Here is a 25,872-nt window from a genome sequence, read left to right as displayed (position 1 = left end):
TAACTCAGGTATTCGGTAGAAGGCAAGTATTTATAATCATTTTTCTGCGTAAAAACAAAAGAGACTGACAAAACCAGTCTCCTTCTAGTCTATTTTGATAAAACAATGCGATCAGACGCTTCTCTATCCATATCGTCGATAATCATCTGATTTCCATTGATTGCATAAATCTTGACATCATCCCCAATAATCATACGTTGATTAGCGGCATCGAAGCTAACCTGCTTGATTTCTTGATCTCCGTCAGTTTCTACCTGTGTCCAGGTGCCCGTTGTACCAGTTACCACTAAAGTGATACGGTCTCCCTCGTCCTGACCGGTATAGGTTCCATCAATATCAGTTGGTTGAGCCTCAGGAGCATTTTGTGAAGAACTTGTTGCTGCCTGGCTGCTATTTTCTGTAGAAGATGAAGCAGCAGATTGTGATTGCTGAGTTTGTTGTGTTTGCGAGTGAGTTGCTGGTTGTTGAACTTGTTGTGCTCTTTGTGAACAAGCTACTAAAAGACTAAGACTTGCTAGAGAAGCAAGAGAAAGTGTGAATCTTTTTAATTTCATGATAAATTTCCTTTCTGCTACCAATTTACAGAATTTTTTCCCTCTAACTAGTAGTTTCCCTAGTATAACAAGTTCAAAAAAGGAGGTCAATTCATCTGCTCATGGGTCAGCAAGTAGCCCCGTACTTCTGAGATAAAATAGAGAGACCCTGTAACGAACAACAAATCCTGGGCACCTGCTCTTGCTTCAAAATTGCTAATAAATTCTCGGTAAGAAGGAACTATATCGTAACCTGTTACATCTGTTTCATCCAAAGAACCTTGATAGTCAAAGCCGGTCACCTTGAGTTCCACCTGAGACAATTTTTCAGTCAGATAAGCCAACATCCCTTGATAATCCTTCCGTTTCAAGGCTCCAAATAGGATTTGAGGACGATAGCCTTCCTGCTCTTTTTCTTTGATAAACTCAACCAAGCGAGTCAAGGCAGGGAGGTTATGAGCACCATCCAAGTAAATCTGAGAACGAATACGCTCCAAACGCCCAGCCCAATGGGTCTTCTCCAAAGCCTGTCTTACAACCTGCTCATCAACAACTTCCTTTCCTTCCCTCATAAAAAGAAGAAAGGTTTGTAGCGCCAAGGCCGCATTCTCCCGCTGATAAGCTCCTTCTAAGCCTATGTTCAGCTGTGAAAGATTTAGTAAAGAACTTGAAAAATTACCATTCAGCATTGAAAAATCTTGGCCTGCCTGATAAAGGTCAACAGCTAAAGAGTCTGCTTTTTTCTGACAAACAAGCCTAGCTTCTGAAGGCAACTTAGCAATCACTGCCTTTTTACCAGCCTTAAAAATACCAGCTTTCTGCTCTGCGATTGCTTCTAGACTATCACCCAAGGTCTCCTGATGATCTAGTCCGATGGAGGTGATGACAGCAATCTCTCCGGTTACCACATTGGTCGTGTCAAGTAAGCCACCAATTCCCACTTCCAGTAGAACCAAATCAACCTCTTGCTCTCTAAAATAAAGAAAAGCAATCAAGGTCAGCAATTCAAAAAAAGACAACTGATCATGGGTTTGCAGAAGCGTCTCTTCCATCTCCTTGACCTGTTCCGCCAAACGGGTAAAGTCTGCGTCAGCTATTGGCTTCCCATTAATGCAGATTCGATCATTGACGGAAATGATATGAGGAGAGGTAAAAGTCGCAACTCTTTTGCCATGCCCCATAAATAACTCCCTCATAAAAGCAATGGTAGAACCTTTTCCATTAGTTCCTGTTACGTGGATAATAGGATAAGACTTCTCGGGATTCCCCAACAAATCCACCGCTTGTTGCATTCGGCCCAAGCCTGATCGAAAATTCAAACCAATCCGACTATGGAGCCATTCTTCTACTTCAAACATATACATCTCCTTAATTACAGGTTCAATCAACTGCCTCAATAAAGTCTCATAACTAACAAAAACGAGGCCAGGATTTTCGTCCCAACCTCTTACCTGGTTAGCTAATAACTAGCTACTATAAATGCTAACGTGGAGTAAAAACATCCACTGGATGTGCCTGCGTTTCTAATTTATAGCGCAGGGCTAAACACGTCCACTGGACGTTCCAACTCTTCCCAATTTCTGGGAGTTGGGCTGATACAGTCTCCCAGACTGTATCACTCCTCCATAAAACTATTGAAGACTTCTTCAATCATGTTCCATTCGTCTTCTGAGTCTTCTGGTATTGGTTGCAATTCGCCTTCTGTTCCATCTTCATTTTCGATGAATGAGTAAGCTTGGATTTCAACTTGTCCGTCTTCGTCTTCTTCTGCGTTAACTGGTACTAGAAGAACATAGTTTTTACCAAATTCTTCTTTTCCGTCAATGGTCAAAAGGATTTCAAACAAGGTTTCGTTTCCTTGTTCATCTACTAGTGTGATTAGTTCACGTTCTTCGTGGTCGTGGTTATGATCGTGTGACATAGCCTCTCCTTTGTATTAAAATTTTCTATCTAAATAATTTTGTAAAATCAGCTGAGCTGCTAACTTATCAATGACTTTCTTGCGCTTGTTACGGCTAATATCTGCTTGTTCAATCAGCATACGCTCTGCGGCAACTGTTGTCAAGCGTTCATCTTGATAGTCTACTGGTAAACCAAAAAGCTCTTCCAGCTTTGCTCCGTAGTCTTGACTAGCTTCCACACGCGGTCCGCTTGTATTGTTCATGTTTTTAGGCAAGCCCACTACAAATCGTTCCACCTTGTAAGTATCAACCAACTCCTTAACGCGGTCAAAACCAAATTGACCTTGCTCCTCATTGATTTGGATGATTTCAAGTCCTTGAGCTGTAAAACCAAGCGGATCGCTAATCGCCACCCCTACCGTTTTTGAACCGACGTCCAATCCCATAATTCTCATAGGTTATAGATCGACTCCTTGTCCTTTAAGGTAGTAGCGGACTAATTCCTCAACGATTTCATCACGCTCATACTTACGGATTTGATTTCGTGCATTATTATAACGAGGAACGTAGGCAGGGTCTCCACTCAATACGTAACCTACGATTTGGTTAATTGGGTTGTAGCCCTTATCGTTCAACGAAGCATAAACATCAGTCAGAGTTTCGCTAATTTCTTTTTTATTGGAATCGTCCAATTTAAAACGTACTGTTTCTTCAGTAAATCCCATTCTAACACCCTCTTTCCTTAGAATAGTACCATTATAGCATAATTCCTTACGTTCTACAATTCAGGCAGTCTATTTATTTGGATTTTCTACTGTTCTGTCGCGCCATTTGCCAATCTGTCTGCTACATATTGACTCGGTTCATTTTTCAAAAGATTTTCCAAACCAATATTCTTTAGATATTCAACCTGTGAAGCTTTTTTGATATCTAAAACCTGAAAATCATAAGTAGTTGTTGTTTGAATTTCTGTTTCACTTAGTATCTTTGTCTCAAGTGTAAAACCTGGCAACTTTCGTGCTTCCTGAATCGAGGTATCTTTACCTTCAGCCTCAATGAGGGCTTTTTGAGTAGCCTCTACACCATGCTCAGTTACAAAAGTCTTCAATTCATCGGTAATTGGTCTTTTTTGAACAATAGTCAAACTTAAAAATTGTTTTCCTTTATATGTGACCGTTTGAATCTGCTGACTACCATCATCTGACTTTGGCAAGACCAAAGTCTTGGTCACAACAGTATTCTTCTCGGCATTTTCAATAACTGGCAATGCCGACTGAAGTGTATCCTTTTCTGTTTTTGTAGCTGTTCCAGTTTCTTTTTTCTGTCCGCAACCAACCAGGACAAAAAGGAAAGCTAAACTAACAAGAACTATTTTTTTCATTTCTTTCTTCCTTCTTCTTTCTTTTTGAAATTAAAATAGAATAAGACTGGGAGTTGCTCCCAGCCTTGATGTTTATAGAGCTGCACGCAAACGTGCTTCTGCATTTTCTACATTACGGACAGAGCGTGGTAGGAAGGCACGAATATCGTCTTCCTTATAGCCAACTTGCAGGCGTTTTTCATCTACAAGGATTGGGCTCTTTAAAATTCTCGGTGTTTCCATAATCAGATTGAGGACTTCATTGACACTCAAATCTTCAATATCCACTCCAAGGGCTTTGGCATAGCGATTTTTAGACGAAACGATGCTGGCTATTCCGTTATCTGTTTTGGTCAGAATATCCAGTAATTCTTCTCTCGTAATTCCTTCTTTACCAAGGTTTTGTTCTTTATAACTTAACTGGTGGGCATTGAGCCAGGTTTTTGCTTTTTTACAGCTAGTACAACTTGAGACTGTATAAATTTTAATCATGTACCTACCCCTTTCGCTACATGTTACTATCAGTTTAGTCTATTATACCATAAAAAACATCCGACTTGCGACCTATTTTTAAATTTTTTTGACTTTTTTCGTCATTTTCGCACTTTTTTCTTGACAAATAACTAAATGACTATCAACTCTTTTGGAGCTAGGGTCAATAATTCACAACCTGTCTCTGTAATCAAGATATCATCTTCGATACGAACCCCATATTTGCCTTCGATATAGATACCTGGTTCATCGGTCAAGGCCATACCTGCCTTGATAGTTTCTGTAGAAGTCTGGCTAAAGTATGGTTCCTCATGAATATCTAGTCCGATACCGTGTCCGATACCGTGAGTAAAGTAGTCGCCATAACCTGCTTCAATGATAATATCACGAGGAATTTTGTCAAAGTCACGGAAGCCTAAGCCTGCCTTGGCCTGGTCAATCAAGGCTTGGTTTGCTTTGAGAACTGTATTGTAAATCTCTGCCTGCTCGTCGCTAACATGCCCCAGATAGATAGTCCGTGTCATATCGCTGACATAGTGGTCGTAGAGGCATCCGAAGTCCATTGTAATAGCTTCTCCCAGCTCCACTGGTTTGTGCATGGGATGGGCATGGGGTTTGGAAGAGTTGATACCGCTAGCTAGGATAGTGTCAAAAGACAAGCCAGACGCTCCCAACTCACGCATGCGGAAGTCAAGGAAGTTGGCTATTTCAATCTCTGTCTTTCCTGGTTTGATAAAGTCAAGCGCGTCGCGGAAAGCTTGGTCTGAGATAGAACAAGCCTTGCGAATAGCTGCAATCTCCGCTTCATCCTTAATCATTCGAAGACCTTCAACAAACTGAGTCTGTGGAAGCAAGTCAATTCCTTCAAAGGTAGCCTGCATACGATGATAATAAGACACTGAAATCTCATCTTCAAAACCAATTCGAGACAAACCCATGTCCTTAACAATTCCTGCAATGATAGCCAATTCATCTCGGTCTGCTACAATCTCAAAACCACTGGTTTCTTGCTTGGCTGCGATAATATAGCGAGAATCTGTCACCAAGACCTGACGGTCACGGCTAATGAAGACTGTCCCATTTGAACCCCAAAAACCAGTCAAATAATAGACGTTTTTAAGATTGTTGATGATGATGCCATCCAGTTCTTTTTCTTGCATTTTAGCTAGAAATGCTTGTACACGTTTATTCATGATGTAACTTTCCTTTCAAATAATGTCCTGTGTAGCTAGCTTCGTTGGTCGCTACTTCTTCTGGAGTTCCTGTTGCGATGATGGTTCCACCACCGACACCGCCCTCAGGTCCCAAATCGATGATATGGTCTGCCGTCTTAATAACATCTAGATTATGCTCAATGACTAGGACTGTATTGCCATCGTCTACAAAGCGAGCCAATACCTTGAGCAAGCGAGCGATGTCCTCAGTATGCAGCCCTGTCGTTGGCTCATCCAAAATGTAGAAAGATTTTCCTGTCGAGCGTTTGTGAAGTTCACTAGCCAGTTTCATACGCTGAGCTTCTCCCCCAGAAAGGGTGGTAGCAGGTTGCCCCAATGTCACATAACCAAGTCCCACATCCTTGATGGTCTGAAGTTTACGTTGAATCTTTGGAATGTGTTGGAAGAATTCCACCGCATCGTTAACAGTCATATCCAAGACCTGCGAGATATTTTTTTCCTTATAGTGGACTTCTAGGGTCTCACTGTTGTAGCGAGTTCCGTGGCAGACCTCACAAGCCACATAAACATCTGGCAAGAAGTGCATCTCAATCTTGATAATCCCGTCACCTGAGCAGGCTTCACAGCGACCTCCCTTAACGTTGAAACTGAAACGTCCCTTCTTGTAACCACGAATCTTGGCTTCATTAGTCTGAGCAAAAAGGTCACGTATATCGTCAAAAACTCCTGTATAGGTAGCTGGGTTGGACCTCGGCGTTCGTCCGATTGGACTCTGGTCAATGTCAATCAAGCGGTCGACATGCTCAATCCCTGTAATGGTTTTAAATTTACCTGGTTTGTCTGAGTTGCGGTTAAGCTTCTGGGCAATGGCTTTTTTGAGGATGCTGTTGATTAAGGTCGATTTCCCTGAACCTGATACACCAGTCACCGCGATGAATTTCCCTAGTGGGAAGCGAGCAGTAACATTTTGCAAGTTGTTCTCACGCGCTCCTGTCACTTCGATAAAACGACCATTTCCGGTACGTCGCTCGTCTGGCACTGGAATGGCACGTTTGCCCGACAAGTACTGGCCTGTGATAGACTTGCTGTTGCGAGCAACCTGTTTAGGCGTACCTGCGGCAACAATCTCCCCACCAAAAATACCGGCACCAGGACCAACGTCAATCAGATAATCCGCCTCGCGCATGGTATCTTCATCGTGTTCCACCACGATGAGAGTATTGCCCAAATCACGCATCTTTTTGAGACTGGCAATCAGGCGGTCATTATCCCTCTGATGAAGACCGATTGACGGCTCGTCTAGAATATAAAGAACACCTGATAGGTTAGAACCAATCTGGGTTGCCAAACGAATACGCTGACTCTCACCACCCGAAAGGGTACCTGCTGAACGAGACAGGGTCAGATAGTTAAGACCCACGTTATTAAGAAAGGTCAAACGATCCTTGATTTCCTTGAGAATAGGCCGAGCAATAATAGCTTCATTTTCAGACAAGGTCAGCTGGCTCACCAAGTCCAAGTGATCTGCAATAGACAGGTCTGAAATTTCTCCGATATGTGGCCCTTGCTCACCACCCACACGAACAGACAGGGCCTGGTCATTGAGACGATAGCCGTGACAGGTTCCGCAGGTCAGCTCATTCATGTAGAGTCGCATCTGGGTGCGGGTGTAATCGCTGTTTGTCTCGTGATAGCGACGCTTGATATTATTGACAATTCCCTCAAAAGGAATGTCAATATCGCGCACACCACCAAATTCATTCTCATAGTGGAAATGGAATTCCTTGCCATCTGAGCCGTAGAGAATCAAGTTCTTATCTTCTTCTGACAAGTCCTCAAAAGGCGTGTCCATATCCACTCCAAAAGCTGTCATAGCCTGCTCTAGCATGTTTGGATAGTAGTTGGATGAGATAGGATTCCAAGGAGCCAAGGCTCCCTCGCGTAGCGTTTTGCTGGCATCTGGCACTATCAAATCAGTATCCACCTCCAGCTTGATGCCCAAGCCATCACACTCACTACAAGAACCAAAAGGAGCATTGAATGAGAAGAGACGTGGCTCTAGCTCTGGAACAGTAAAGCCACAAACTGGACAAGCATAATGCTCAGAGAAGAGCAACTCAGAGTCGTCCATAGTGTCGATAATGACATAACCTTCTGCAATACGAAGGGCAGCCTCAATGGAATCAAAGAGACGACTACGGATACCCTCCTTGATAACAATACGGTCAACCACGACATCGATATTGTGTTGCTTACTCTTAGACAGCTCAGGCACTTCGGTCACATCATAGACTTCCCCATCCACACGGACACGGACATACCCATCTTTCTGAACCTTCTCGATAACACTCTTATGTTGGCCTTTTTTCTTACGGATGACAGGGGCCAAGATCTGCAAGCGCTGGCGTTCAGGCAATTCTAAAACCTTATCCACGATTTGCTCAACTGAAGAAGCCTTGATAGCTCCATGTCCGTTGATACAGTAAGGCGTCCCCACACGTGCGTAGAGGAGACGCAGATAGTCATTGATTTCAGTCGTTGTTCCCACTGTCGAGCGAGGGTTTTTGCTAGTCGTTTTCTGGTCGATGGAAATAGCTGGGCTGAGACCATCAATGGCATCTACATCAGGCTTCTCCATATTCCCCAAAAATTGACGAGCGTAGGCTGACAAACTCTCCACATAGCGACGTTGTCCCTCCGCATAGAGGGTATCAAAGGCCAGACTGGATTTCCCTGAACCTGACAAACCAGTCACGACAACCAGCTTGTCTCGTGGAATCTCCACATCAATATTTTTTAAATTATGGGCACGCGCCCCATGAATGACAATTTTATCTTGCATCTTTGTTCTTTCTAGTCCATTATTGCTTACCATTATACCAAAAAAAGTGAGATTCTATTACCCAAAAGGCTGAATTTGTAGTATAATAAAAAACTTCTTATTTTATGTTTCCTTAGGGTTTCCTGACCCTTATATCACGCGCTTTTTAACAAAAATCACTAATATTACTTTTTACTACTTGCTCCCCCAAAGTACGCAAAAAGGGGAGCAAAAAAGCCCCACAAAAGGGCTAAGATTTGACGAGTTCAGCAGGCAAGAAACTAGCACGGTCAAACGTGCTTTTTTTATTGCTGGTTGCTGATAGGTATATTATACCATGAAGCGCGTGGTTTATAAGATTATGACCTCACAAAAGCCCCCAGATTCGTTTCTGAGGGCTTGTAGTTTATCCATGGTGTTTTAGTTGTCCAGTACGAAACAAAGCAAAATAGGGGGGCGAATATGAAGCCTCAGCCTACATTTACCAACATTCATGCTTCTAATTCTTGTAGTAAGGTTAAATCTAAATCATCAAGGTCAACATCTATTTCAAAATCCATGTTTAAATCTATCTCCATATCCTCTAATTGGATATTCTCCAAATCAATCAAAAAATCTTCAATCATGTCATTCCCCCCTCACTTAAATCTCAACATTTCTCAACAAAACACCACAAACGCCTACTTATATGCTTCTAGCTCTCCGTTCTGGTGGATTCTCGCAAAGTTTAAGACGGCTATCTGTTTGTATCGGTGATAACTAGTGGAGCTAGTACCTGCCATTTCTACGCATTCGCTCATTGTTTTCTTTCTCATATAGCAATAATGGATAATAAAGTATTTTCTGGCTCGTTTGTTCTCTATGCTGTTGATGTCGTGGGCGAATATCTCCAACCCCTCACGGATTGCTTTTTCATGCTCACCGCTCAAATTCCACTGATCAGGTAAGACAAGTTTCCAAGCCTCTTCATCGATACTAACTTGGTTTTCACTCCCTGCCATCCTCTGGAAACGTAGAAAGTAAGTCATCCGCTCTCTGACGTTCATCATCGTTTTAAACTTATCCAGCTCCATTAGTTCGCTCCTTTGTGATATAATATTATTGAGATTATAGCTGAGGCGGAGCGCCTTGGCTTTTTTTGCTATTTCTCTATGTTCGCTCTAGCTTCAAATGATTTCCCGTGAGAAAAAATGTACAATGACGGTGTGAAGCTCATAGAAGCGCGTGGGGAGGGAGATAGCCCCCATATCTCCTTATGGTTTGATAAGCAATTAAGGGATGTTTTTATTGCTCTTCTTTCCTTGTCATTCTGCAAGCAATTAAGGCAAGTTATTTCTTTGCTTATCTGCTTATCGTTTCTCAGGGAGTTAAGGGGGGTTTTTATTGCTCTTATCTGCTTGATAAATGATAGGGGAATATAGCCACTTTCTCGGCGTTCGCTCGGAGTTCAACACACATAACCCTGCCATTTGTCAGGCATATTTACTGCCACTACCTAACCAAAACCTTACCATTTTTTGGAACGCTTACCGCACCCTTTTTTGGAACGCTCTACTTACTTAAATCCTTGATATATCTAGCTTTTTTAACATTCAAACCGTCTAATATGTAGTATTTGTTCGTTTTGTAAATTGCACACTACTTCATATCGTCCTACGATCTCAAACCATTCAGCCAAAATCTATCTCCTTTTTTAGTATACTTCAAAAACTTCTTATAGTGCTTACGATACCTGTCACGCTTCATATACTTTGGTCTTTCAGGGAAACTATCAAACATATATCCACCACGTCTAGGACTCCACCCTGGTTCTACCTTTCTGGCTTCTTTTAGTGCAAGCTCCCAGTAGTATTGGCAATCCGTTTTACTACGGTTCAGGGTGCTCTTGTGGATCTCTTGGCATGTACCGCAACTAAAATACAAATACCGTTTATAAAGCAACCTGCACCGTCTCCCGCAATCAGGGCAAAGAAAGAAATATCGATTACCTCCCTTAGTTCCTGCTATTCTGTCTAATTCAAATGACTCTCCACCAAAATCAATCATTAAGCTATCCAAATCAATTTCTAAACGTTGACCGTCCAACTCGGCTATACCCTTAGTTATTCCTCTCAGCTTCATTGGTTTAGTGATTGTTTCTATTGCTAACTGCTTCATTATTTCCCTCTATATGGAAAAACCCAAAACTATTGGGTTCAGTAGTAGTGAAACCACAAAAAGAGGCAATGCCCCTTTGCTACTATTCTTCACTGAGTAAGCCACTTACTACCACATCACGGACAAATTGAGCTTGTTTTTCTTTGGGTAGTTGCAAAGCTTCAAGTAAAGACTCTAGAACTTGCTTGTCAGTTCCTGCAATCAACTTCTTAATGATATTCTGGAATTGTCCTTCCAAGTACTCGCAAAAATGTATCCGCTGTGCTTGTGTCGGCTGCACTGGTACTGGTGAACTATCTGCAATCAGCAAGAAGCAGGCTTCCGCGATTTGGGCGAATAACTTTGCACGCGCTTCAGGGTGTCTGTATAACTCATAGGCGTTTATGCTGGTGTCTTCCGTTCGGAGCTTCTCACCTAGTTCAATCAGTTTAGGCGTATCTTCAAGACATACTGGTGTTGCATCCGCCATAAAATCGTCACGCTTACGGTTGAGTTCCTCCAGTTCCTGATCTGCCTGTTCAAAGTATATTTGTTCTGTCATGGGATTCCTCCTTTTCTCTGGCTAAAAATTGCGTTTCATCCTCTTGTCTTGGATGTCTGTCATGTTATATACATTCCCCTCTGATCGTTTTCCAATTCGACTGACTAGCTTATCATTATAGATTCTAGCTAGCTCTTTGCCGTTGTGGTTGGTGTTGATGATAGTTGTTTCCCGCTTATCAAAAACCTTGAAAAGAAAGGTCTGTACCCAATTATTAGCCTCATCTTTTCGGCTATTCATAACGCTTTCTGTGCCTAGATCATCAATAAAGAGATAGTCAACCTCGGTCATCAACTTCAAGGCGTCATACTCTGTAAAATCACTCTGTCTATACTGCCAACCTGACTGAATGCGCGTGATAATCTCAGTAATACTGACAAAAAGCACACTCTTAGGCTCATTCCTAGACTTATAGCCCTCGTTAATGGCTTTGGCCATAGAATAGCATAAATGACTTTTTCCAGTACCTGGATCGCCCATAATTAGCGTGTTTCCTGTCATACCGTTTAGGTACTCCTTAGCTTGTTTGATAGCAAACTCCTTGGCCTCGTGTTCCTCTTTTGTCTCGGCTTTGAAAGTGCTAAAAGAGGCCTCTCTCAGCTCATTTGACACCGTACTTTCACGCGCTAGCACATCATAGGTTGAAGAGTCCAGATCATGACCTAGGGCTTTTTCTATGCCCTCTAGCTCCGTCTGTTTGATGTTCTCCCTAGTACATTCCATGCAGTAGGGTGATGTATAACCATCTGGCTTTTTGAATTGTACTAGGTTAATCTGATGGGTTGGGCAAAGCTCATCAGTGACCTTTATTTTTTCATTGAGCTGGTCTGTATTCAGTAATTCCATTGTTTCTCCTCTCCGTCAGTAGATAAACGGATCTTGAATATCATCGTCAGACTGACCTTGTTTCTTTTGCTGAAACAGTCTCTGTTCATCTTCGACTTGTACCATGGTTCTAATACCATTCTGTCTCCAGTTCTTGAGTATTGAATTGATATAGCTAAAAGATCGCTTGCCGTTATCTGCAGCCTTGTCTATAGCAATCTTGATAACCTCTAGCTCCATACCGTCAAGAGTGAGATAGTCAGTCAGTATTTGATATTGTTGCCCATCCATAACCCCTATACGCTTTTGGTAATAGTTAGAGATTTCAGCAGTAGGAGCAGAAGAAGTTTTTTTCTCTATCTCTTCTTCTATCTCTATCTCTTTTTCTTTCTCTATCTCTATCTCTGTCTTACATGTAGTTAACAATGTAAGATTGTCAGATGACATTGTAAGATTTTCCTTTTGTTCTCGTTGCTGTTTCCGATATTCTCGCATGTATGCTGCTTGGTTGGTTTCCTGCTGTACCAAGGCTTTTGCCTGCGGTAGTTCTGCGTTTTTATCTTCATCAACTTGTATTAGACCACACTTAGTAAAGTATGCCATGGTCATATCTATATCATCTTCCGATACGTCTAATTTTAGGGCTAACTCTTCCTTGAGATTGTCAAAGTAACCCTCATAGTATAAAATACAGTCACTTTCTAAGCTCTCTAGCATGAGCCTAATATAAATCACCGTCATAGTGTACCCACCAGGTACCGTTTTTAGTCTCTTGATAAAAATATTATCAAAAAATTTCTTATCAATTTTTAGCCAAAAATATATTTTAGTTTTTGCCATTCTCCACCCCCATAAACTTCCAGATGTCCGTAACTTTGTAATAGATTTTCCTAGTATCTTCTAGTGGGGGCTGGTATCGTCTTAGCCCTGCTTTTTCCCATTTTTGGAGTGTCTTATATTTTACGTCTAACTCGTCCATGACTTCCTGGGCTGATATTAAGCCTGTCAGTCGTGGTTTGACCGTATCACGCGCTTCCAGGTATCTTTCCACTACTTCCAGAATGCCATGCGCTAGGTCTTGCTCGCTTTCTCGGCTTAGGCTAAACATATCCGCCCACCTCCTTCAAGGTTTCTTTGTAGCTTTCTAGATCGCTGTTCATCAACACCGCTAGGCGCTTTTCTTCTTCTCGTATCTGATTGTAAAATGTTTTTGCTCCGTCCAGTAGCTCCTCTTTGTTAGCTGGGATAAAATATCCTCTAAATGTCCCATGGCGGACCCCAACAATAGGAACACTATGGCGCGTGATTAGACGGCTGATAATATCTTGCACGGTTCTTTCTGATAGCTTAGTGATCAGGCTGATTTCTGCCCCCGTTATGGAGTTCTCAGCCCCTACCTTGATTAATCTTAATACTCGTTTGTCATTCTCTGATAGACTCATTCAGTTCCTCCCCATACGTTGACCCCTGCAAGCTGAATATATCGCCCATAATCAGGGTTTAAATCCTCGCTAGGTGTTTCTATCGTCTGTTGGTTTTCTCGCTCAAATTGGGCGCTTTTTTTGCGGTCTCGGTGGTTTAGATAGACCAGTAAGCCAATCAGTACCACGGAAAAGATAAGCGCCTGTGTGTTGGTTAAATCTAGTTCGTTCATGTTATGCCCTCGCCTTATAGTTCTTGATAAATTCCACTTGTTTTTCATGTTTCATCTTCAGGTATTCGTCTACCTCCTCAGTGCTTACTTTTCGATCTACAAAATCAGCAATAAACTGGAAGAGGTTGGGGCGTTTTTCCTTAATTTCAGCCATTACTTCATCAAACTCTGCTTGTGTCATGTTGTCTAGGTCTAGTGTCATTTTAATAGCCCTCTTTCTTCTAAATCATCGGCAATCAAGTCACGTAGATAACGCCAAATATTACGAGTATCAGATGTCGCTAATTTTTCTGGATCAGTAAAACTCCTAACCGCTCTATTCAAATAGTTAAATAATAACCAGTGAGGGCGCTCTTCCCCTAATTTGATAGAATTGTTCGCTAAAGATTCATCATATTTTTTCAACTCACCTAATAAATTTGTCACGTTAGCATCAAAAAATGCTTCGTGCTTTGCTTCCTGTTGTTTATAGGTTTCTGATAGTTTATGAAACTGAATCCATAGCTGACTGATTGTAGTTCGACAATCTTCAGCAATCTCGGTTGCTCCGTGGTGTTTCTTTGATAAATGCCACTCTGATAAAATATCTAGCTTTTCTTCTACAAGTCCTAACTCTGTTTCAAAATCTTTAAAGTATGTATCCATGTTTTTTACCTCTGTTTCTATGTTGTGTAATTGCCCTAAGGGCTTTTTAATGCCTTTTACTATACATGCTGATCCTCACACTCAAAGTTTTGCGATGGCGAGTGTGGGGATTTTGAATGGTTGTTTCTTATACAGTTTTTCTTGCAATTCATATCCTCACGCTCAGAGTCGCCAAATTGAAAGCGTGAGAAAGTACCAGTTTTAAGAGTTGGCGCTCTCCGTATGGTCAAATTGCCCTAAATATGCTATAATCTAGGTATAAATCTTTACTAAAACCTCTTTGATAATAGCTTGCCTGCTTTTTGTTAAATTCGTTTTAGTGTTAGTGTGAAAGGCTCTGCGGTGTGGTTATTGCTAAGCCTTTTTTGTTGCTCTCACGCGCTTCTTTGGCGTGTTTTTTTATTTCTGAATGCCATAGCCTTGATTTCTTGGTAACTCATATTCAAGCCGATCATGGCTATTACCATATCCTCAAATGCCTGGTATTGCTCCAGCTCGTCACTGGTCAAGCTATCAATACCGTTATAGCCCCCACGTTCTTCCCTTAACTGCTTAGCGTTCATGTCAGTTACTGCTTTTAGTAGCAGGTTGTTCATGGTGCTATGCGCGTGCTTGGGTTTTGCCTCCCATGTCTCTATACTGTCATGCAAGGTTTTTCTTTTTGGCTTTTCTAGCGCCCTCTGCATACGAAACTTAGAAAGTTCCTCACGCATTTCAAAGAATGCTTTGACTAGGTTCTTCTTAAACTCTTTTACGGGTTCTGTATTTCGTAAGTAAGTGATCAGCAATGTTGCTTGTTGTTCATTTAAAATATAGTCCCGTACATTTTGCCCACTTTCTGAAGGTGAAATTTTAAATTGCACCTTTCCGAAACTCTCGAAGTCCTCTCGGTGTTTATTTAGCAAAATCTTCAAATGTCTGTGCTTGATTTCTGCACACTCTGCAACAATACTACTTAGTGTATACGGCTCTTTTTTACCGTCCATGTAGACTAGTTCCATTGTGGTTCTACCTCCTGCATGAATTTGGTTAACTTGCTTGTCAGACGGCTCTTCTCGTCCATATTTTGAGCCTCTGCAATGGCTTTGGCTAGTGTATCGATATAATACCGCTCTGCCTCTGCCAACGTATCAGGGGCTTTTATAGTGGTCTGTGGTTCTTCCACCAGTTCCCCAGCCATGTAGTAGCCATTTAGTCGGATTTCTTTCAGAATGTGCTTGACCACTTTTTTAAACTCTTTTGCTAGTGGTTTGCGTGACTGCGATAAAACTTCATAGACTCCGAACTCTGTCAGCATATTCATTTCTCTTTTTTGACCTGCCCTAGATATTACATAGGTCAGCTTTTCATCATCATCTACCCGTTTTAGTAAATCCGTGGTGTTTTGGATTTCAATCATCTCAGCAACCTCTACCGCTACAAATAACGGATTTTGAATGTCTCCATAAACATCAAAGTGTTTAGATCCAAATCGTTGAGTTGTTACAACTTCCAAAACTTCCTTTTTGTTGTGTGGTTCTCCTTTGGGATAGAAGTTCCCAAAAAAATCACATAAATCTTTTTGCTGTGTTGTCATATCTTGCTTAACCTCTCTGTATAACTGATTTAGTCTTTTTCTGCTTTCCTTGTTGGGCTTATGTTTGCCCTGTGCCCACTTGCCAACTGTTCGGGGATCTATGCCTATCCGTTGGCCAATAGCTACCAAGTTCAGCCCGTGAGTGGTTCGCATTTCATCGATGACCCTTGTATAGTTCCTCTTCATTGCTTGCCTGCCTTTCTAGCTATAAAATAGTTCATCTATGGTTATATCTGATTTGATTTCTGCAACCATTGACTTAATCGCTAGACGTTCTTTGTCATTGAATGGCGTTTTACCTAATTCTTTGTTGTTGTACGACTGCAAAGAAATTTTTAGTTTGTCCGCCATTTGTTGCTGAGTTAGTCCTAACATAACCCGATAGCCTCGTAGTTTGCTCATAGGTTTCCCCCTTTCTAAAAAATCCCCCTCCATGAATAGATTGAAAGTGTGAAAGGTCGGAGGGGGTTATGCACAGTTTTTCTATGCTTGATTTGTATAATACACAATATTTTTTCTGTTGTCAACTGTTTTTTTAATTTTTGCACAAAAAAATTGTACTTTTTCTAAGATATAGTATATAATCATCTGTGAAAGGTGTGATAAAGCATGAATAGATTGAAAGAATTAAGACAAGAAAAAAAGCTATCTCAAAAAGAGTTAGCTGAGAATATTGGGGTTCATTATCGGACTCTTCAAAATTGGGAAAATGGAGAAAGCCAAATCAAACCAGAAAAAGCAAAACAATTAGCTGATTACTTTGGGGTAAGTGTTGGATACTTACTAAATTACACAAATAGTAAAAAAGACCCATTTGATGGTTACATTCCAACACCAAGAGAGTATCGTTCATGGCAAGAATTTGACTATATGCAATTATCAAAAACCGATTTAGATTTTTATGACTATGAAAAATTAAGAAAGCATCTTGAACCATTCGCCCTAGAATTGATGCTTAACTACTTTTTCTGCACAGATGATGAGAGAGAACTACTTAGAACTATTGCAAAAAAATTTGCAAAGAAAGATGCAGTATCATTTAAAAAAGATAACGATTAATATCAAATAAATTTCCACTTTCCACTCTCTAAAGTGCAAAAATGGGGGAAATTGAAGAATAGAAAGCCAATTTTACAGACTAAAGCGCAAAAATGAGCGAAATTGATAAATAGAAAAAGACAAGCTAGCTACTGCCAACTTGTCTAATAGTACCTAACTGAAAATAAGCGAAAGGTTAGGTATTTACAACATTATTATACCACTCTTGCATTTAAAATGCGACCTATAGCATACCACGCGCCACAATGTTCAACAATCCTGAAGCGCGTGGATTCTCGGGCTTCGTTCGAGCTTCAAGCCCATATAAGCCCCATATCTACTAATTTTGTTGATGTCAACAAATGTCAACCACTTACAATATTTTAGAAAGGATACCTTATTATGGAACTTCAACAGTACGATGAATTAACTTTTGAAAATATCAAACACATAGACGAAAATGGAGTAGAATTTTGGTACGCCAGAGAACTACAAACCATTCTAGAATATATGGAGTGGCGTAACTTTAACCAAGTTATAGACAAAGCAAAAATAGCCTGTGAAAACTCCGGAAAGCGCGTGGTTGCCAATTTTGTTGACGTCAACAAAACTGTACAACTTAATTTTGGAACGCGAGAAATTGCAGATATTAAACTCTCTCGCTATGCCTGCTATTTGATTGTCCAAAATGGCGACCCTAGAAAAGAGGTCATTGCACTAGGGCAATCATATTTTGCTATTAAAACCCGTCAGCAAGAACTACACGATGATTTTAATCAACTTACTGAAGATCAGAAACGCATTGCTATCCGTGATGAAATAAAACATCACAATAAATCATTATCTGAATCTGCTGGCAATGCTGGCGTTAAAAACTTTGGAAGATTTCACAACTCAGGATACAAGGGGTTATATGGTGGGTTAACTATGCAGGATATTCATAACCTCAAAGAACTAAACGAAGGGGAGCATATTCTGGATTTTATGGGGAGTGCTGAATTAGCTGCTAATTTATTCCGTGCCACTCAGACCGACGAAGTTCTACGACGTAGAAACATAAAAGGCGAAGATCTCGCAAATGATACCCATTTCAACGTAGGGCGAACCATTAGAAATACCATGAAAGAACTCGGAACAACCATGCCGGAGAATCTTCCTACTCCTCGGGAAAGTATACAAGAGTTGAAAAATAAACAGAAAGAACTTGAAAAACAAGCCGATAATAACCAACTTTCGCTCTTTGACGATATGTAATAGCGGGCAATATTAGCCCCATATCCGCCTTGTTTCCTACTCTGGTATTATTTACCGTCTGACTATTTGAAATCGAATACAGGGCAAACTATGAAGCCCTAGCATGATATAAAACCTTTTTGATAATGGCTTGCCTGCTGATGTATTTTAGAAAGGTTTATCATCATGAAAATAACTGAAGTTATAAAAAAAGACGGTAGTAAAGTCTATCGTGCTAATGTATATCTAGGAGTTGACCAGGTAACAGGAAAGAAAGTTAAAACTAAGGTAACAGGTCGGACACAAAAGGAAGTAAAACAGAAAGCCAATCAAGAAAAAATAGCTTTTCAGAAAGCAGGATTCACTAGACAAAAGGCTAGCACCATAAAAAACTATCAAGAATTAGCCAATCTCTGGTTAGAAAGTTATAAGAATACGGTTAAGCCAAACACTCAAGGCAATGTTAGAAAGTTAATTGATAATCATATATTGCCTATTTTTGGGGCTTACAAGCTCGATAAGCTCACTACTCCACTTATCCAGTCCATTATCAACAAACTTGCTGACAAGACTAATAGAGGGGAAAAAGGGGCTTTTCTACATTATGACAAGATACATGCTTTAAACAAACGTATCTTACAGTATGGCGTAACCATGCAAGCTATACCGTCCAATCCTGCGCGTGATGTTGTTTTACCTCGTAACACTCAGAAAGCAAAGCGGAAAAAAGTAAAGCACTTTGAAAATCAAGAACTAAAAAAATTTCTTGGTTATCTCGATAATTTAGATAGCGATAGATACCGTTATTACTATGAGACGACGCTCTATAAGTTCCTATTGGCTACTGGTTGCCGTATCAATGAGGCTCTAGCGCTTAGCTGGTCTGATATTGACTTAGATAATGCCGTTGTGCATATTACCAAAACACTAAATCGGGATTTAGAAATCAATAGCCCAAAATCTAAGGCTAGTTATCGGGATATAGATATAGATCAAGCGACTGTTAGCATGCTGAAGCAGTACAAACTACGCCAAACTAAAGAGGCTTGGAAGATAGGGCAACGTGAAAGTGTAGTGTTTTCTGATTTCATTCATGAGTATCCTAGCAGTTCAAGACTTAAAAGAAGATTGCAAACACATTTTAAGCGTGCTGATGTTCCTAACATTGGCTTTCACGGATTCCGTCATACTCACGCTAGTTTATTGCTTAACTCTGGAATACCATACAAGGAACTCCAGTACCGCCTAGGTCATTCCACTTTATCAATGACCATGGATATATATAGCCACCTCTCAAAAGAGAACGCAAAAAAAGCAGTATCATTCTACGAAACTGCACTAAAAGCACTATAGGGGGAGCAAAAAGGGGAGCAAATTTAAAAATCAACATTTCAAGACAAAGTAAAAATCCAATAGCAACAGGATTTTTGTTAGATTTATTTTGAAAAAGGCCGATTTTGTAGTATAATAGTACGGTGTGAAAAAATCTGAAAAACGAGAAAGGATAAGGGATATGAAACAAGTTTTTCTCTCTACAACAACTGAATTTAAAGAGATCGATACGCTTGAACCGGGTACTTGGATCAATCTCGTCAATCCGACTCAAAATGAATCACTCGAAATCGCTAATGCCTTCGATATTGATATTGCCGACCTTCGAGCACCGCTCGATGCGGAAGAAATGTCTCGTATTACCATTGAAGACGAGTACACCCTGATTATCGTAGACGTGCCGGTCACAGAAGAAAGAAATAACCGCACCTACTACGTAACCATCCCGCTTGGTATTATCATCACCGAGGAAACCATTATCACTACGTGTTTGGAACCATTACCAGTCCTCGATGTCTTTATCAACCGTCGTTTGCGTAATTTCTATACCTTCATGCGTTCACGTTTTATCTTCCAGATTCTTTATCGCAATGCAGAGCTTTACCTAACAGCCCTTCGTTCGATTGACCGCAAGAGTGAACAAATCGAAAGTCAACTGCATCAATCAACTCGTAATGAAGAATTGATTGAGCTCATGGAATTGGAAAAAACCATCGTCTATTTCAAGGCTTCCCTCAAAACAAATGAGCGTGTGATTAAGAAATTGACCAGCTCAACCAGCAATATCAAGAAATACCTTGAGGACGAAGACCTGCTTGAAGACACCCTGATTGAAACCCAACAGGCCATCGAGATGGCAGATATTTATGGAAACGTCTTGCACTCTATGACAGAGACCTTCGCCTCTATCATTTCCAATAACCAGAACAACATCATGAAAACCTTGGCCCTTGTGACCATCGTCATGTCCATCCCAACCATGGTCTTTTCTGCCTACGGGATGAACTTTAAGGATAATGAAATCCCCCTAAACGGCGAGCCAAATGCCTTCTGGCTAATCGTCTTTATCGCCTTTGCTATGAGTGTCTCGCTCACTCTCTATCTCATCCATAAAAAATGGTTCTAAGAGGAGTTCCTATGTCTCAGATTGATCTACAAAAATTAACTAAGAAAAACCAAGAGTTTGTCCACATTGCTACCCAACAATTCATCAAAGATGGGAAAACAGACGCTGAAATCAAGGCTATTTTTGAGGAAGTTGTTCCCCAAATCCTTGAAGAGCAAGCCAAGGGTACGACTGCTCGTTCTCTCTATGGCGCACCGACCCACTGGGCGCACAGCTTCACTGTCAAGGAACAATATGAAAAAGAGCATCCAAAGGAAAATGATGATCCAAAACTGATGATTATGGATTCAGCTCTTTTCATCACTAGCCTCTTTGCCCTCGTCAGCGCCCTCACTACTTTCTTTGCAGCAGATCAAGCTCTCGGCTATGGATTGGTCACTCTCCTACTAGTTGGGCTTGTTGGTGGATTTGCCTTCTATTTAATGTACTACTTTGTCTACCAATATTATGGACCAGATATGGACCGTAGTCAACGTCCACCTTTCTGGAAATCTGTACTGGTTATCCTAGCCTCTATGTTCCTTTGGTTGCTTGTCTTCTTTGCAACAAGCTTCCTACCAGCTAGCCTTAACCCCGTACTTGCTCCATTGCCACTAGCTATTATCGGAGCAGCCCTCCTAGCCCTTCGCTTCTATCTCAAGAAACGCTTGAACATCCGTAGCGCAAGTGCAGGACCAACACGCTATTAAGAAAAATGATAAAAGCAACTGCAGGTGCGGTTGCTTTTTCACTTACTTTTTTGATTTTAAAGTATTCTTCTGACATCCCACATAGCTCTATCTAATCTTTTATGATAAAATAGGCTCAATCTATTTCTAGGAGGATAAAATATGATTTCTACTATTGCTATTGTTAGTTTATCTAGTGGCATTATCGGAGAGGACTTTGTCAAACACGAAGTGGACTTGGGTGTCCAACGTCTCAAGGACCTGGGACTCAATCCTATCTTTTTGCCCCATTCGCTAAATGGATTAGACTTTATCAAGAACCATCCTGAAGCTCGTGCAGAGGATTTGATTCATGCCTTTTCTGATGATAGCATCGATATGAGCCTATGTGCCATCGGTGGAGACGATACCTATCGCTTACTACCTTATCTTTTTGAAAATGACCAACTACAAAAGGTTATCAAACAAAAGATTTTTCTTGGCTTCTCGGATACAACCATGAACCATCTCATGTTTCATAAACTAGGAATCAAGACTTTTTATGGTCAATCCTTTTTAGCAGACATTTGTGAACTAGATAAAGAAATGCTGACCTATAGCCTTCACTACTTTAAAGAATTGATTGAGACAGGAAGAATCTCAGAAATTCGCCCTAGCAATGTTTGGTATGAGGAACGAACTGATTTTAGTCCCAAAGCTCTGGGGACACCTCGTGTCAGTCATACAAATACCGGTTTTGAGTTGTTGCAAGGAAATGCCCAATTCGAGGGAAAAATCCTCGGTGGTTGCCTCGAATCTCTCTACGATATCTTTGACAACTCTCGATACACAGATAGCACGGAGCTCTGCCAAAAATACAAACTTTTCCCTGACTTGTCAGACTGGGAAGGAAAAATCCTCTTACTAGAAACAAGCGAAGAAAAGCCTAAGCCGAAAGACTTCAAAAAGATGTTGCAAACTTTAAAGAACACTGGTATATTCGAGGCCATCAGTGGACTCCTGGTCGGGAAACCTATGGATGAAACTTTCTATGACGACTATAAAGAGGCACTATTGGATATCATTGACAGCAATATCCCGATTGTCTATAATCTGAATGTCGGCCACGCAACTCCAAGAGCAATTGTACCCTTTGGGGTCCATGCTCATGTAGATGCACAGGAACAAGTCATTCGCTTTGACTATAACAAAAAATAAATAGTTTCTCTATTTTTATGCTTTTGTATTGGTTTTCGTTACAATTTGTATCTGAATTTATTGCATTTCGCTAATTTCTATGATATCCTTTTAAAGGAGGTGTATATGACAAAACAAAAAATTAATCGAATCGTAGGTTCTATTGGTGCCTTTATTGGAATTATAGTATTTATTGCCTACATACCTCAAATTATCGCTAATTTACAGGGAAATAAAGCTCAACCATTTCAACCTTTATCAGCTGCAATATCTTGCTTAATCTGGGTTATTTATGGATGGACAAAGGAACCTAAGAAGGATTGGATACTAATCATTCCAAATTCAGCTGGTGTTATTTTAGGTGGAATCACTTTTCTGACTTCACTCTAACCAATCTAATAGTATATATAAAAAGCTGGGAAAAGTTTCTCAGCTTTTTTCTATTCTAAGATATTCTAGTCACCTATACCCACTAATGACCGCTTTTCCACTCACAATCATTCTCATGGTCATCAACTAGTCCTGCAGCCTGTAGAAAAGACAAGACAGCGACTGGGCCTGTGAACTTAAAGCCTCGTTTTTTGAGATCTTTGGCCAATTTCTCAGACAAGGGTGTTTTAGCTGGGGCTTGGCGGTAATCGGAAACATCGTTAACGATCGTTTTCCCCTCAACAAAGGACCAAAGATAGGCATCAAAAGAGCCATATTCTTCCTGTAGTCGTAAAAATGCTTGGGCGTTAACGCGTGTAGCAAAAATCTTGGCTCTGTTTCGGATGATAGCTGGATTATCCAGCAAGGCTTCCAATTCGGTGTCGGTCATCTCTGCGACTGCTTGAATTTGATAGCCATGAAAGGATTCTCGGAAAGCTTGGCGTTTGTTGAGTACCGTTTCCCAAGACAGGCCTGCCTGATAGGTTTCCATACACAATAACTCAAACAATGCTTGGTCATCATGTAGGGGTTGGCCCCACTCCTCATCATGATAGGCAATGTAGAGCTGATTGGTCATCTTGACCCACGAACAACGTTTTGTCATGTTCTGCTCCTATTTGACCAACATTTTGAGGGCAGACTTGATGTAATTCTCAGCTGTATCTGTCGTTCCTTCAAAGAATTTCTTGATTTTCTTGAGCTCAGTTGCCTTGTAGCCCAGTGCCAACATGGCTTCCATAGCTTCTTCCAATTCTTGGTTTTCAGCGCTTGCTTGCACTGCCACCTTGGCAGGAAGGTCATCTCCTGCAACTACTACCTTGCCTTCCAAGTCCAACACCATCTGCTGGGCTGTTTTCTTGCCAATTTTAGGGAACTTAGTTAAGTAGGTGATGTTTTTGGTTTCGATGGCTTGAACCAAGCCAGCATTGTCATCGGCAGCGATAATAGCAAGAGCTGATACAGGACCAATCCCAGAGACCGAAATCAGATTGAGAAAGAGCTTTTTCTCATCTTCTGAGCGAAATCCATAAAGCAGATGGGCATCCTCACGCACGACCTGATGCACATAAATTTGAACTTCCTGATTCACCTGACCTGAATAGGTATAAGGATTGGCTACATGCAAGATATAACCGATACCATTGGTTTCAAGAACAATGTATTTAGCAGTGATTTTTGTAATGATTCCTTTTAAATATTCGTACATAGTTTTCCTTTTTGTTTAATATTTCCCCAATTCACGGAGACTGGTGTGATTTTCCTGAATACGTCGGAACATCTTTTCCATATCTGACTTGGTAAAATGCACCAAAACAGGACGTCCGTGGGGACAGTTGTAGGGATTATCACATTGAGAAAGTTGATAAAGCAGCTGTCTAGCTGAATGGTCATCGATACGATGGTTGGCCTTGATAGACCGCTTGCAGGACATCATGATTGCCAGCTCTGCTCGATATTTCTTGATAGAAACCTCCTTGGTCAAAAGGAGCATGTCACACATTTCATAGATGCCTGACTCAATTTCTTCTTCTGCCATCCAAATAGGATGTTCACGTAGGATAAATTGATTTTCCCCGTACTCTGCTAGAAAGACTCCTACCTCCTCCAAAAGTGCCATTCTTTCCTTGAGACGAAGGGCATCATCCGCTGGAAATTCAAAGATATAAGGTACTAGGAGTTGCTGTTGACTTTGGTCAACATTGCCAATGCTTTCACGGTATTCCTCGTATTTGACCCGTTCCTGAGCCGCATGTTGGTCTATGATGTAGAGCCCATCTCTCCCCTGGGCAAAGAGATAGGTTCCATGCATTTGCCCGAAAAATTCCAACTCTGGGAAGCTTGATGATTCTTCTCGCTCCAGCTTGTCATAAGCCTTATCAAGACTAGCTAGGTCCAACTCAGGATGGTCTAATTGGTCATAGTTAGCAGGCTTTCTCTCTGCAAAATGCAGTTTTGCTGGCTTGTTCAATTGGTCCAAGGTTTCCTTGGCAAATAGGGTCAAATCCTGTCCTTCCTCAGTCAATTCAACCTGATAATCAGCCACCTCAGCTTGGCTAGGTCTTGTCGGCTCAGTTTGCTCATAGTAGAGAGTATTTTCTTTGAGTGGGAGAATGGTTTGCTCCACCTTTTGACGATTGCGTACAGTCGATTTGGCAAGATTTTCCAAGGCATCAGGAATCAAAGTTTGCTCCTTGAGACTGTTGGAAATAGCTTCTAAAACCAGTGTCATCAGTTCTTTTTCCTTGGAAATCCGCACTTCTTGCTTAGTCGGATGCACATTGACATCCGCTAGATAAGGGTCGATATGAATGTGAATGACAGCCAGTGGAAAACGGCCTACCATAAGCTTACTGCCATAGCCGTCTAGAATTGCACGATTGAGCAGGAAGTTCTTGATATAACGGCCATTGATGAAGAGGCTGATATAATTGCGATTGGCTCTAGTTAACTCAGGCAAGGATACAAAGCCAGAAATTTCGAAATCAAGGTCCGAATTCTCAATTTCAATCATCTTCTTAGCACTCGCCAAACCGTAAATCCCTGCGATAGCTTGGCGCAATTGACCCGTTCCCGCTGTTCTCGTCATTTCCTTGCCATCACTGATCAAGCTAAAAGAAATCTCAGGATGGGCCAAACCCAGACGGTTGACAATATCAATAATATGAGACAGCTCCGCTTGCTGACTCTTCATATACTTGAGGCGGGCAGGCGTGTTGAAAAAGAGGTCCTCCACACAAACCTTGGTTCCCACAGGACTAGTCGCTGGGATGACTTCTTCAACTTCTCCCCCACGCGCAACGAGCTTAGTCCCATGACTTGCGCCCTCAACTGCTGTCAAAAGAGTTAAAACGCTGACGGATGCGATAGAGGGCAGAGCTTCACCACGAAAACCAAGCGTCCGAATCCGAAAAAGATCTGCCTGATTTTTTATCTTACTGGTCGCATGACGACGCAAGGCCAATTCCACCTCATCGTGGGCAATTCCATGACCATTATCTGTGATTTGGATTTTCTTGAGACCTGCTTCCTCAATCTCAATGATAATCTGACTAGAGTCCGCATCAATAGCATTTTCTACCAGCTCCTTAACAACACTAGCTGGACGCTCAATGACCTCTCCAGCTGCAATCTGGTTTGCCAACACCTCTGGCAATTCAATAATATGAGACATCTTTCAGCCCCTTTC

33 protein-coding genes are annotated in these 25,872 nt (G+C 41.2%); 7 read left to right on the top strand and 26 right to left on the bottom strand.

From position 1 onward, the window contains the following. Window positions 1-89: 89 nt before the first annotated feature. The 23 genes from D7D54_RS06845 to D7D54_RS06730 form a co-directional block, all read right to left on the bottom strand. Window positions 90-554: an SP_0198 family lipoprotein gene (locus D7D54_RS06845; protein WP_033682416.1), complete on the bottom strand. Its 465-nt coding sequence runs from the start codon at window positions 552-554 to the stop codon at window positions 90-92. A gap of 86 nt (window positions 555-640) precedes the next feature. Further along, window positions 641-1,891, bottom strand: coding sequence for a bifunctional folylpolyglutamate synthase/dihydrofolate synthase (locus tag D7D54_RS06840; RefSeq protein ID WP_120719111.1), 1,251 nt, complete (start codon window positions 1,889-1,891; stop codon window positions 641-643). A gap of 257 nt (window positions 1,892-2,148) precedes the next feature. Then, window positions 2,149-2,454, bottom strand: a complete 306-nt coding sequence (locus tag D7D54_RS06835; RefSeq protein ID WP_000017620.1) for a DUF1292 domain-containing protein — start codon at window positions 2,452-2,454, stop codon at window positions 2,149-2,151. Between the two features lie 15 nt (window positions 2,455-2,469). Further along, window positions 2,470-2,889 carry a Holliday junction resolvase RuvX gene (ruvX, locus tag D7D54_RS06830; protein WP_033682419.1) on the bottom strand — a complete coding sequence of 140 codons (420 nt, stop codon included), beginning with the start codon at window positions 2,887-2,889 and terminating at the stop codon, window positions 2,470-2,472. Between the two features lie 3 nt (window positions 2,890-2,892). Then, window positions 2,893-3,159 carry an IreB family regulatory phosphoprotein gene (locus D7D54_RS06825; RefSeq protein ID WP_000507059.1) on the bottom strand — a complete coding sequence of 89 codons (267 nt, stop codon included), beginning with the start codon at window positions 3,157-3,159 and terminating at the stop codon, window positions 2,893-2,895. A gap of 86 nt (window positions 3,160-3,245) precedes the next feature. Next, on the bottom strand, window positions 3,246-3,815 hold the full coding sequence (locus D7D54_RS06820) for an SP0191 family lipoprotein (RefSeq protein WP_033682420.1): 570 nt from the start codon (window positions 3,813-3,815) through the stop codon (window positions 3,246-3,248). Between the two features lie 72 nt (window positions 3,816-3,887). After that, window positions 3,888-4,286 carry a transcriptional regulator Spx gene (gene spx, locus D7D54_RS06815; RefSeq protein WP_000591165.1) on the bottom strand — a complete coding sequence of 133 codons (399 nt, stop codon included), beginning with the start codon at window positions 4,284-4,286 and terminating at the stop codon, window positions 3,888-3,890. A gap of 131 nt (window positions 4,287-4,417) precedes the next feature. Then, on the bottom strand, window positions 4,418-5,479 hold the full coding sequence (locus D7D54_RS06805) for a M24 family metallopeptidase (RefSeq protein ID WP_120719110.1): 1,062 nt from the start codon (window positions 5,477-5,479) through the stop codon (window positions 4,418-4,420). Next, window positions 5,472-8,303 carry an excinuclease ABC subunit UvrA gene (uvrA, locus tag D7D54_RS06800; RefSeq protein ID WP_120719109.1) on the bottom strand — a complete coding sequence of 944 codons (2,832 nt, stop codon included), beginning with the start codon at window positions 8,301-8,303 and terminating at the stop codon, window positions 5,472-5,474. Before uvrA ends, D7D54_RS06805 begins: the two co-directional genes overlap by 8 nt. Before the next feature lie 470 nt (window positions 8,304-8,773). Next, the gene (locus D7D54_RS09585) at window positions 8,774-8,908 is read right to left on the bottom strand and encodes a hypothetical protein (RefSeq protein WP_261043244.1); all 135 of its coding nucleotides are present in this window, start codon (window positions 8,906-8,908) and stop codon (window positions 8,774-8,776) included. A 54-nt stretch (window positions 8,909-8,962) separates the two neighbouring features. Next, window positions 8,963-9,355 carry an ArpU family phage packaging/lysis transcriptional regulator gene (locus D7D54_RS06795; protein ID WP_120719108.1) on the bottom strand — a complete coding sequence of 131 codons (393 nt, stop codon included), beginning with the start codon at window positions 9,353-9,355 and terminating at the stop codon, window positions 8,963-8,965. A 580-nt stretch (window positions 9,356-9,935) separates the two neighbouring features. Next, window positions 9,936-10,439, bottom strand: a complete 504-nt coding sequence (locus D7D54_RS06785; RefSeq protein WP_120719106.1) for a hypothetical protein — start codon at window positions 10,437-10,439, stop codon at window positions 9,936-9,938. 82 nt (window positions 10,440-10,521) lie between these two features. Further along, complete coding sequence (locus tag D7D54_RS06780) at window positions 10,522-10,980, bottom strand: hypothetical protein (RefSeq protein WP_084889244.1); 459 nt, start codon at window positions 10,978-10,980, stop codon at window positions 10,522-10,524. Between the two features lie 21 nt (window positions 10,981-11,001). After that, the gene (locus D7D54_RS06775; protein WP_120719105.1) at window positions 11,002-11,826 is read right to left on the bottom strand and encodes an ATP-binding protein; all 825 of its coding nucleotides are present in this window, start codon (window positions 11,824-11,826) and stop codon (window positions 11,002-11,004) included. Window positions 11,827-11,841: 15 nt separating this feature from the next. Next, window positions 11,842-12,645, bottom strand: coding sequence for a DnaD domain protein (locus D7D54_RS06770; protein WP_120719104.1), 804 nt, complete (start codon window positions 12,643-12,645; stop codon window positions 11,842-11,844). Beyond that, window positions 12,632-12,913, bottom strand: a complete 282-nt coding sequence (locus D7D54_RS06765; RefSeq protein WP_120719103.1) for an XRE family transcriptional regulator — start codon at window positions 12,911-12,913, stop codon at window positions 12,632-12,634. Before D7D54_RS06765 ends, D7D54_RS06770 begins: the two co-directional genes overlap by 14 nt. Then, the gene (locus D7D54_RS06760; protein WP_120719102.1) at window positions 12,906-13,247 is read right to left on the bottom strand and encodes a helix-turn-helix domain-containing protein; all 342 of its coding nucleotides are present in this window, start codon (window positions 13,245-13,247) and stop codon (window positions 12,906-12,908) included. Before D7D54_RS06760 ends, D7D54_RS06765 begins: the two co-directional genes overlap by 8 nt. Continuing rightward, window positions 13,244-13,459 carry a hypothetical protein gene (locus D7D54_RS06755; protein WP_120719101.1) on the bottom strand — a complete coding sequence of 72 codons (216 nt, stop codon included), beginning with the start codon at window positions 13,457-13,459 and terminating at the stop codon, window positions 13,244-13,246. Before D7D54_RS06755 ends, D7D54_RS06760 begins: the two co-directional genes overlap by 4 nt. A 1-nt stretch (window position 13,460) precedes the next feature. Further along, window positions 13,461-13,661 carry a hypothetical protein gene (locus D7D54_RS06750; RefSeq protein WP_120719100.1) on the bottom strand — a complete coding sequence of 67 codons (201 nt, stop codon included), beginning with the start codon at window positions 13,659-13,661 and terminating at the stop codon, window positions 13,461-13,463. Then, window positions 13,658-14,104, bottom strand: coding sequence for a hypothetical protein (locus D7D54_RS06745; protein ID WP_120719099.1), 447 nt, complete (start codon window positions 14,102-14,104; stop codon window positions 13,658-13,660). The genes D7D54_RS06750 and D7D54_RS06745 overlap by 4 nt, the downstream gene beginning before the upstream one ends. A gap of 374 nt (window positions 14,105-14,478) precedes the next feature. Then, window positions 14,479-15,105, bottom strand: coding sequence for a Rha family transcriptional regulator (locus D7D54_RS06740; protein WP_120719098.1), 627 nt, complete (start codon window positions 15,103-15,105; stop codon window positions 14,479-14,481). After that, window positions 15,096-15,866: a BRO family protein gene (locus tag D7D54_RS06735; RefSeq protein WP_000828333.1), complete on the bottom strand. Its 771-nt coding sequence runs from the start codon at window positions 15,864-15,866 to the stop codon at window positions 15,096-15,098. The genes D7D54_RS06740 and D7D54_RS06735 overlap by 10 nt, the downstream gene beginning before the upstream one ends. Before the next feature lie 15 nt (window positions 15,867-15,881). Then, complete coding sequence (locus D7D54_RS06730; RefSeq protein WP_000040966.1) at window positions 15,882-16,082, bottom strand: helix-turn-helix transcriptional regulator; 201 nt, start codon at window positions 16,080-16,082, stop codon at window positions 15,882-15,884. A gap of 207 nt (window positions 16,083-16,289) precedes the next feature. Between D7D54_RS06730 and D7D54_RS09525 the strand changes: the two genes are divergently transcribed. The 7 genes from D7D54_RS09525 (at window position 16,290) to D7D54_RS06695 (ending at window position 22,643) form a co-directional block, all read left to right on the top strand. Then, a complete protein-coding gene (locus tag D7D54_RS09525; protein ID WP_001080845.1) occupies window positions 16,290-16,739 on the top strand; it encodes a helix-turn-helix domain-containing protein in 450 nt (149 codons plus the stop codon). Window positions 16,740-17,120: 381 nt separating this feature from the next. Continuing rightward, window positions 17,121-17,972: a DNA damage-inducible protein D gene (gene dinD / locus D7D54_RS06720; protein ID WP_000422986.1), complete on the top strand. Its 852-nt coding sequence runs from the start codon at window positions 17,121-17,123 to the stop codon at window positions 17,970-17,972. Window positions 17,973-18,137: 165 nt separating this feature from the next. Continuing rightward, window positions 18,138-19,304, top strand: coding sequence for a tyrosine-type recombinase/integrase (locus D7D54_RS06715; RefSeq protein WP_120719097.1), 1,167 nt, complete (start codon window positions 18,138-18,140; stop codon window positions 19,302-19,304). Window positions 19,305-19,464: 160 nt separating this feature from the next. Beyond that, window positions 19,465-20,409, top strand: coding sequence for a magnesium transporter CorA family protein (locus D7D54_RS06710; RefSeq protein ID WP_000815623.1), 945 nt, complete (start codon window positions 19,465-19,467; stop codon window positions 20,407-20,409). An 11-nt stretch (window positions 20,410-20,420) separates the two neighbouring features. After that, entirely contained in the window at window positions 20,421-21,098 is a 678-nt protein-coding gene (locus D7D54_RS06705) for a DUF1129 domain-containing protein (RefSeq protein WP_120719096.1), read from the top strand. A gap of 141 nt (window positions 21,099-21,239) precedes the next feature. Beyond that, window positions 21,240-22,274 (top strand): S66 family peptidase, encoded by a 1,035-nt coding sequence (locus D7D54_RS06700; RefSeq protein ID WP_120719095.1) that lies wholly within the window; start codon window positions 21,240-21,242, stop codon window positions 22,272-22,274. 105 nt (window positions 22,275-22,379) lie between these two features. Beyond that, a complete protein-coding gene (locus tag D7D54_RS06695) occupies window positions 22,380-22,643 on the top strand; it encodes a SemiSWEET family transporter (protein WP_000166114.1) in 264 nt (87 codons plus the stop codon). Between the two features lie 82 nt (window positions 22,644-22,725). Here D7D54_RS06695 and D7D54_RS06690 read toward each other — a convergent pair whose 3' ends face one another. The 3 genes from D7D54_RS06690 to mutL are packed head-to-tail and all read right to left on the bottom strand — an operon-like array spanning window position 22,726 to window position 25,857. Continuing rightward, entirely contained in the window at window positions 22,726-23,289 is a 564-nt protein-coding gene (locus tag D7D54_RS06690; RefSeq protein ID WP_120719094.1) for a DNA-3-methyladenine glycosylase I, read from the bottom strand. 9 nt (window positions 23,290-23,298) lie between these two features. Continuing rightward, window positions 23,299-23,892: a Holliday junction branch migration protein RuvA gene (gene ruvA, locus D7D54_RS06685; protein WP_020901837.1), complete on the bottom strand. Its 594-nt coding sequence runs from the start codon at window positions 23,890-23,892 to the stop codon at window positions 23,299-23,301. 15 nt (window positions 23,893-23,907) lie between these two features. Then, entirely contained in the window at window positions 23,908-25,857 is a 1,950-nt protein-coding gene (gene mutL, locus D7D54_RS06680) for a DNA mismatch repair endonuclease MutL (RefSeq protein WP_120719093.1), read from the bottom strand. Window positions 25,858-25,872: the final 15 nt, after the last annotated feature.

The sequence above is a fragment of the Streptococcus chosunensis genome, assembly GCF_003626515.1.
GTDB lineage: Bacteria > Bacillota > Bacilli > Lactobacillales > Streptococcaceae > Streptococcus > Streptococcus chosunensis.
This window is presented reverse-complemented; position numbering and strand designations above follow the sequence as displayed.

Bases quoted from the DNA above. Each gene is read 5' to 3' on its own strand.
- D7D54_RS06780 (WP_084889244.1), bottom strand. From the start codon at position 10,980: ATGACAGAACAAATATACTTTGAACAGGCAGATCAGGAACTGGAGGAA.
- D7D54_RS09525 (WP_001080845.1), top strand. From the start codon at position 16,290: ATGAATAGATTGAAAGAATTAAGACAAGAAAAAAAGCTATCTCAAAAA.
- D7D54_RS06745 (WP_120719099.1), bottom strand. From the start codon at position 14,104: ATGGATACATACTTTAAAGATTTTGAAACAGAGTTAGGACTTGTAGAA.
- D7D54_RS06835 (WP_000017620.1), bottom strand. From the start codon at position 2,454: ATGTCACACGATCATAACCACGACCACGAAGAACGTGAACTAATCACA.
- D7D54_RS06715 (WP_120719097.1), top strand. From the start codon at position 18,138: ATGAAAATAACTGAAGTTATAAAAAAAGACGGTAGTAAAGTCTATCGT.
- D7D54_RS06690 (WP_120719094.1), bottom strand. From the start codon at position 23,289: ATGACAAAACGTTGTTCGTGGGTCAAGATGACCAATCAGCTCTACATT.
- uvrA (WP_120719109.1), bottom strand. From the start codon at position 8,303: ATGCAAGATAAAATTGTCATTCATGGGGCGCGTGCCCATAATTTAAAA.
- D7D54_RS06840 (WP_120719111.1), bottom strand. From the start codon at position 1,891: ATGTTTGAAGTAGAAGAATGGCTCCATAGTCGGATTGGTTTGAATTTT.
- D7D54_RS06760 (WP_120719102.1), bottom strand. From the start codon at position 13,247: ATGAGTCTATCAGAGAATGACAAACGAGTATTAAGATTAATCAAGGTA.
- D7D54_RS06755 (WP_120719101.1), bottom strand. From the start codon at position 13,459: ATGAACGAACTAGATTTAACCAACACACAGGCGCTTATCTTTTCCGTG.
- D7D54_RS06705 (WP_120719096.1), top strand. From the start codon at position 20,421: ATGTCTCAGATTGATCTACAAAAATTAACTAAGAAAAACCAAGAGTTT.
- spx (WP_000591165.1), bottom strand. From the start codon at position 4,286: ATGATTAAAATTTATACAGTCTCAAGTTGTACTAGCTGTAAAAAAGCA.
- D7D54_RS06710 (WP_000815623.1), top strand. From the start codon at position 19,465: ATGAAACAAGTTTTTCTCTCTACAACAACTGAATTTAAAGAGATCGAT.
- ruvA (WP_020901837.1), bottom strand. From the start codon at position 23,892: ATGTACGAATATTTAAAAGGAATCATTACAAAAATCACTGCTAAATAC.
- D7D54_RS06765 (WP_120719103.1), bottom strand. From the start codon at position 12,913: ATGTTTAGCCTAAGCCGAGAAAGCGAGCAAGACCTAGCGCATGGCATT.
- D7D54_RS06730 (WP_000040966.1), bottom strand. From the start codon at position 16,082: ATGAGCAAACTACGAGGCTATCGGGTTATGTTAGGACTAACTCAGCAA.
- D7D54_RS06770 (WP_120719104.1), bottom strand. From the start codon at position 12,645: ATGGCAAAAACTAAAATATATTTTTGGCTAAAAATTGATAAGAAATTT.
- D7D54_RS06775 (WP_120719105.1), bottom strand. From the start codon at position 11,826: ATGGAATTACTGAATACAGACCAGCTCAATGAAAAAATAAAGGTCACT.
- D7D54_RS06735 (WP_000828333.1), bottom strand. From the start codon at position 15,866: ATGAAGAGGAACTATACAAGGGTCATCGATGAAATGCGAACCACTCAC.
- D7D54_RS06740 (WP_120719098.1), bottom strand. From the start codon at position 15,105: ATGGAACTAGTCTACATGGACGGTAAAAAAGAGCCGTATACACTAAGT.
- D7D54_RS06825 (WP_000507059.1), bottom strand. From the start codon at position 3,159: ATGGGATTTACTGAAGAAACAGTACGTTTTAAATTGGACGATTCCAAT.
- D7D54_RS06795 (WP_120719108.1), bottom strand. From the start codon at position 9,355: ATGGAGCTGGATAAGTTTAAAACGATGATGAACGTCAGAGAGCGGATG.
- D7D54_RS06820 (WP_033682420.1), bottom strand. From the start codon at position 3,815: ATGAAAAAAATAGTTCTTGTTAGTTTAGCTTTCCTTTTTGTCCTGGTT.
- D7D54_RS06700 (WP_120719095.1), top strand. From the start codon at position 21,240: ATGATTTCTACTATTGCTATTGTTAGTTTATCTAGTGGCATTATCGGA.
- dinD (WP_000422986.1), top strand. From the start codon at position 17,121: ATGGAACTTCAACAGTACGATGAATTAACTTTTGAAAATATCAAACAC.
- D7D54_RS06785 (WP_120719106.1), bottom strand. From the start codon at position 10,439: ATGAAGCAGTTAGCAATAGAAACAATCACTAAACCAATGAAGCTGAGA.
- D7D54_RS06845 (WP_033682416.1), bottom strand. From the start codon at position 554: ATGAAATTAAAAAGATTCACACTTTCTCTTGCTTCTCTAGCAAGTCTT.
- D7D54_RS09585 (WP_261043244.1), bottom strand. From the start codon at position 8,908: ATGATTGAAGATTTTTTGATTGATTTGGAGAATATCCAATTAGAGGAT.
- D7D54_RS06695 (WP_000166114.1), top strand. From the start codon at position 22,380: ATGACAAAACAAAAAATTAATCGAATCGTAGGTTCTATTGGTGCCTTT.
- ruvX (WP_033682419.1), bottom strand. From the start codon at position 2,889: ATGAGAATTATGGGATTGGACGTCGGTTCAAAAACGGTAGGGGTGGCG.
- D7D54_RS06750 (WP_120719100.1), bottom strand. From the start codon at position 13,661: ATGACACTAGACCTAGACAACATGACACAAGCAGAGTTTGATGAAGTA.
- D7D54_RS06805 (WP_120719110.1), bottom strand. From the start codon at position 5,479: ATGAATAAACGTGTACAAGCATTTCTAGCTAAAATGCAAGAAAAAGAA.
- mutL (WP_120719093.1), bottom strand. From the start codon at position 25,857: ATGTCTCATATTATTGAATTGCCAGAGGTGTTGGCAAACCAGATTGCA.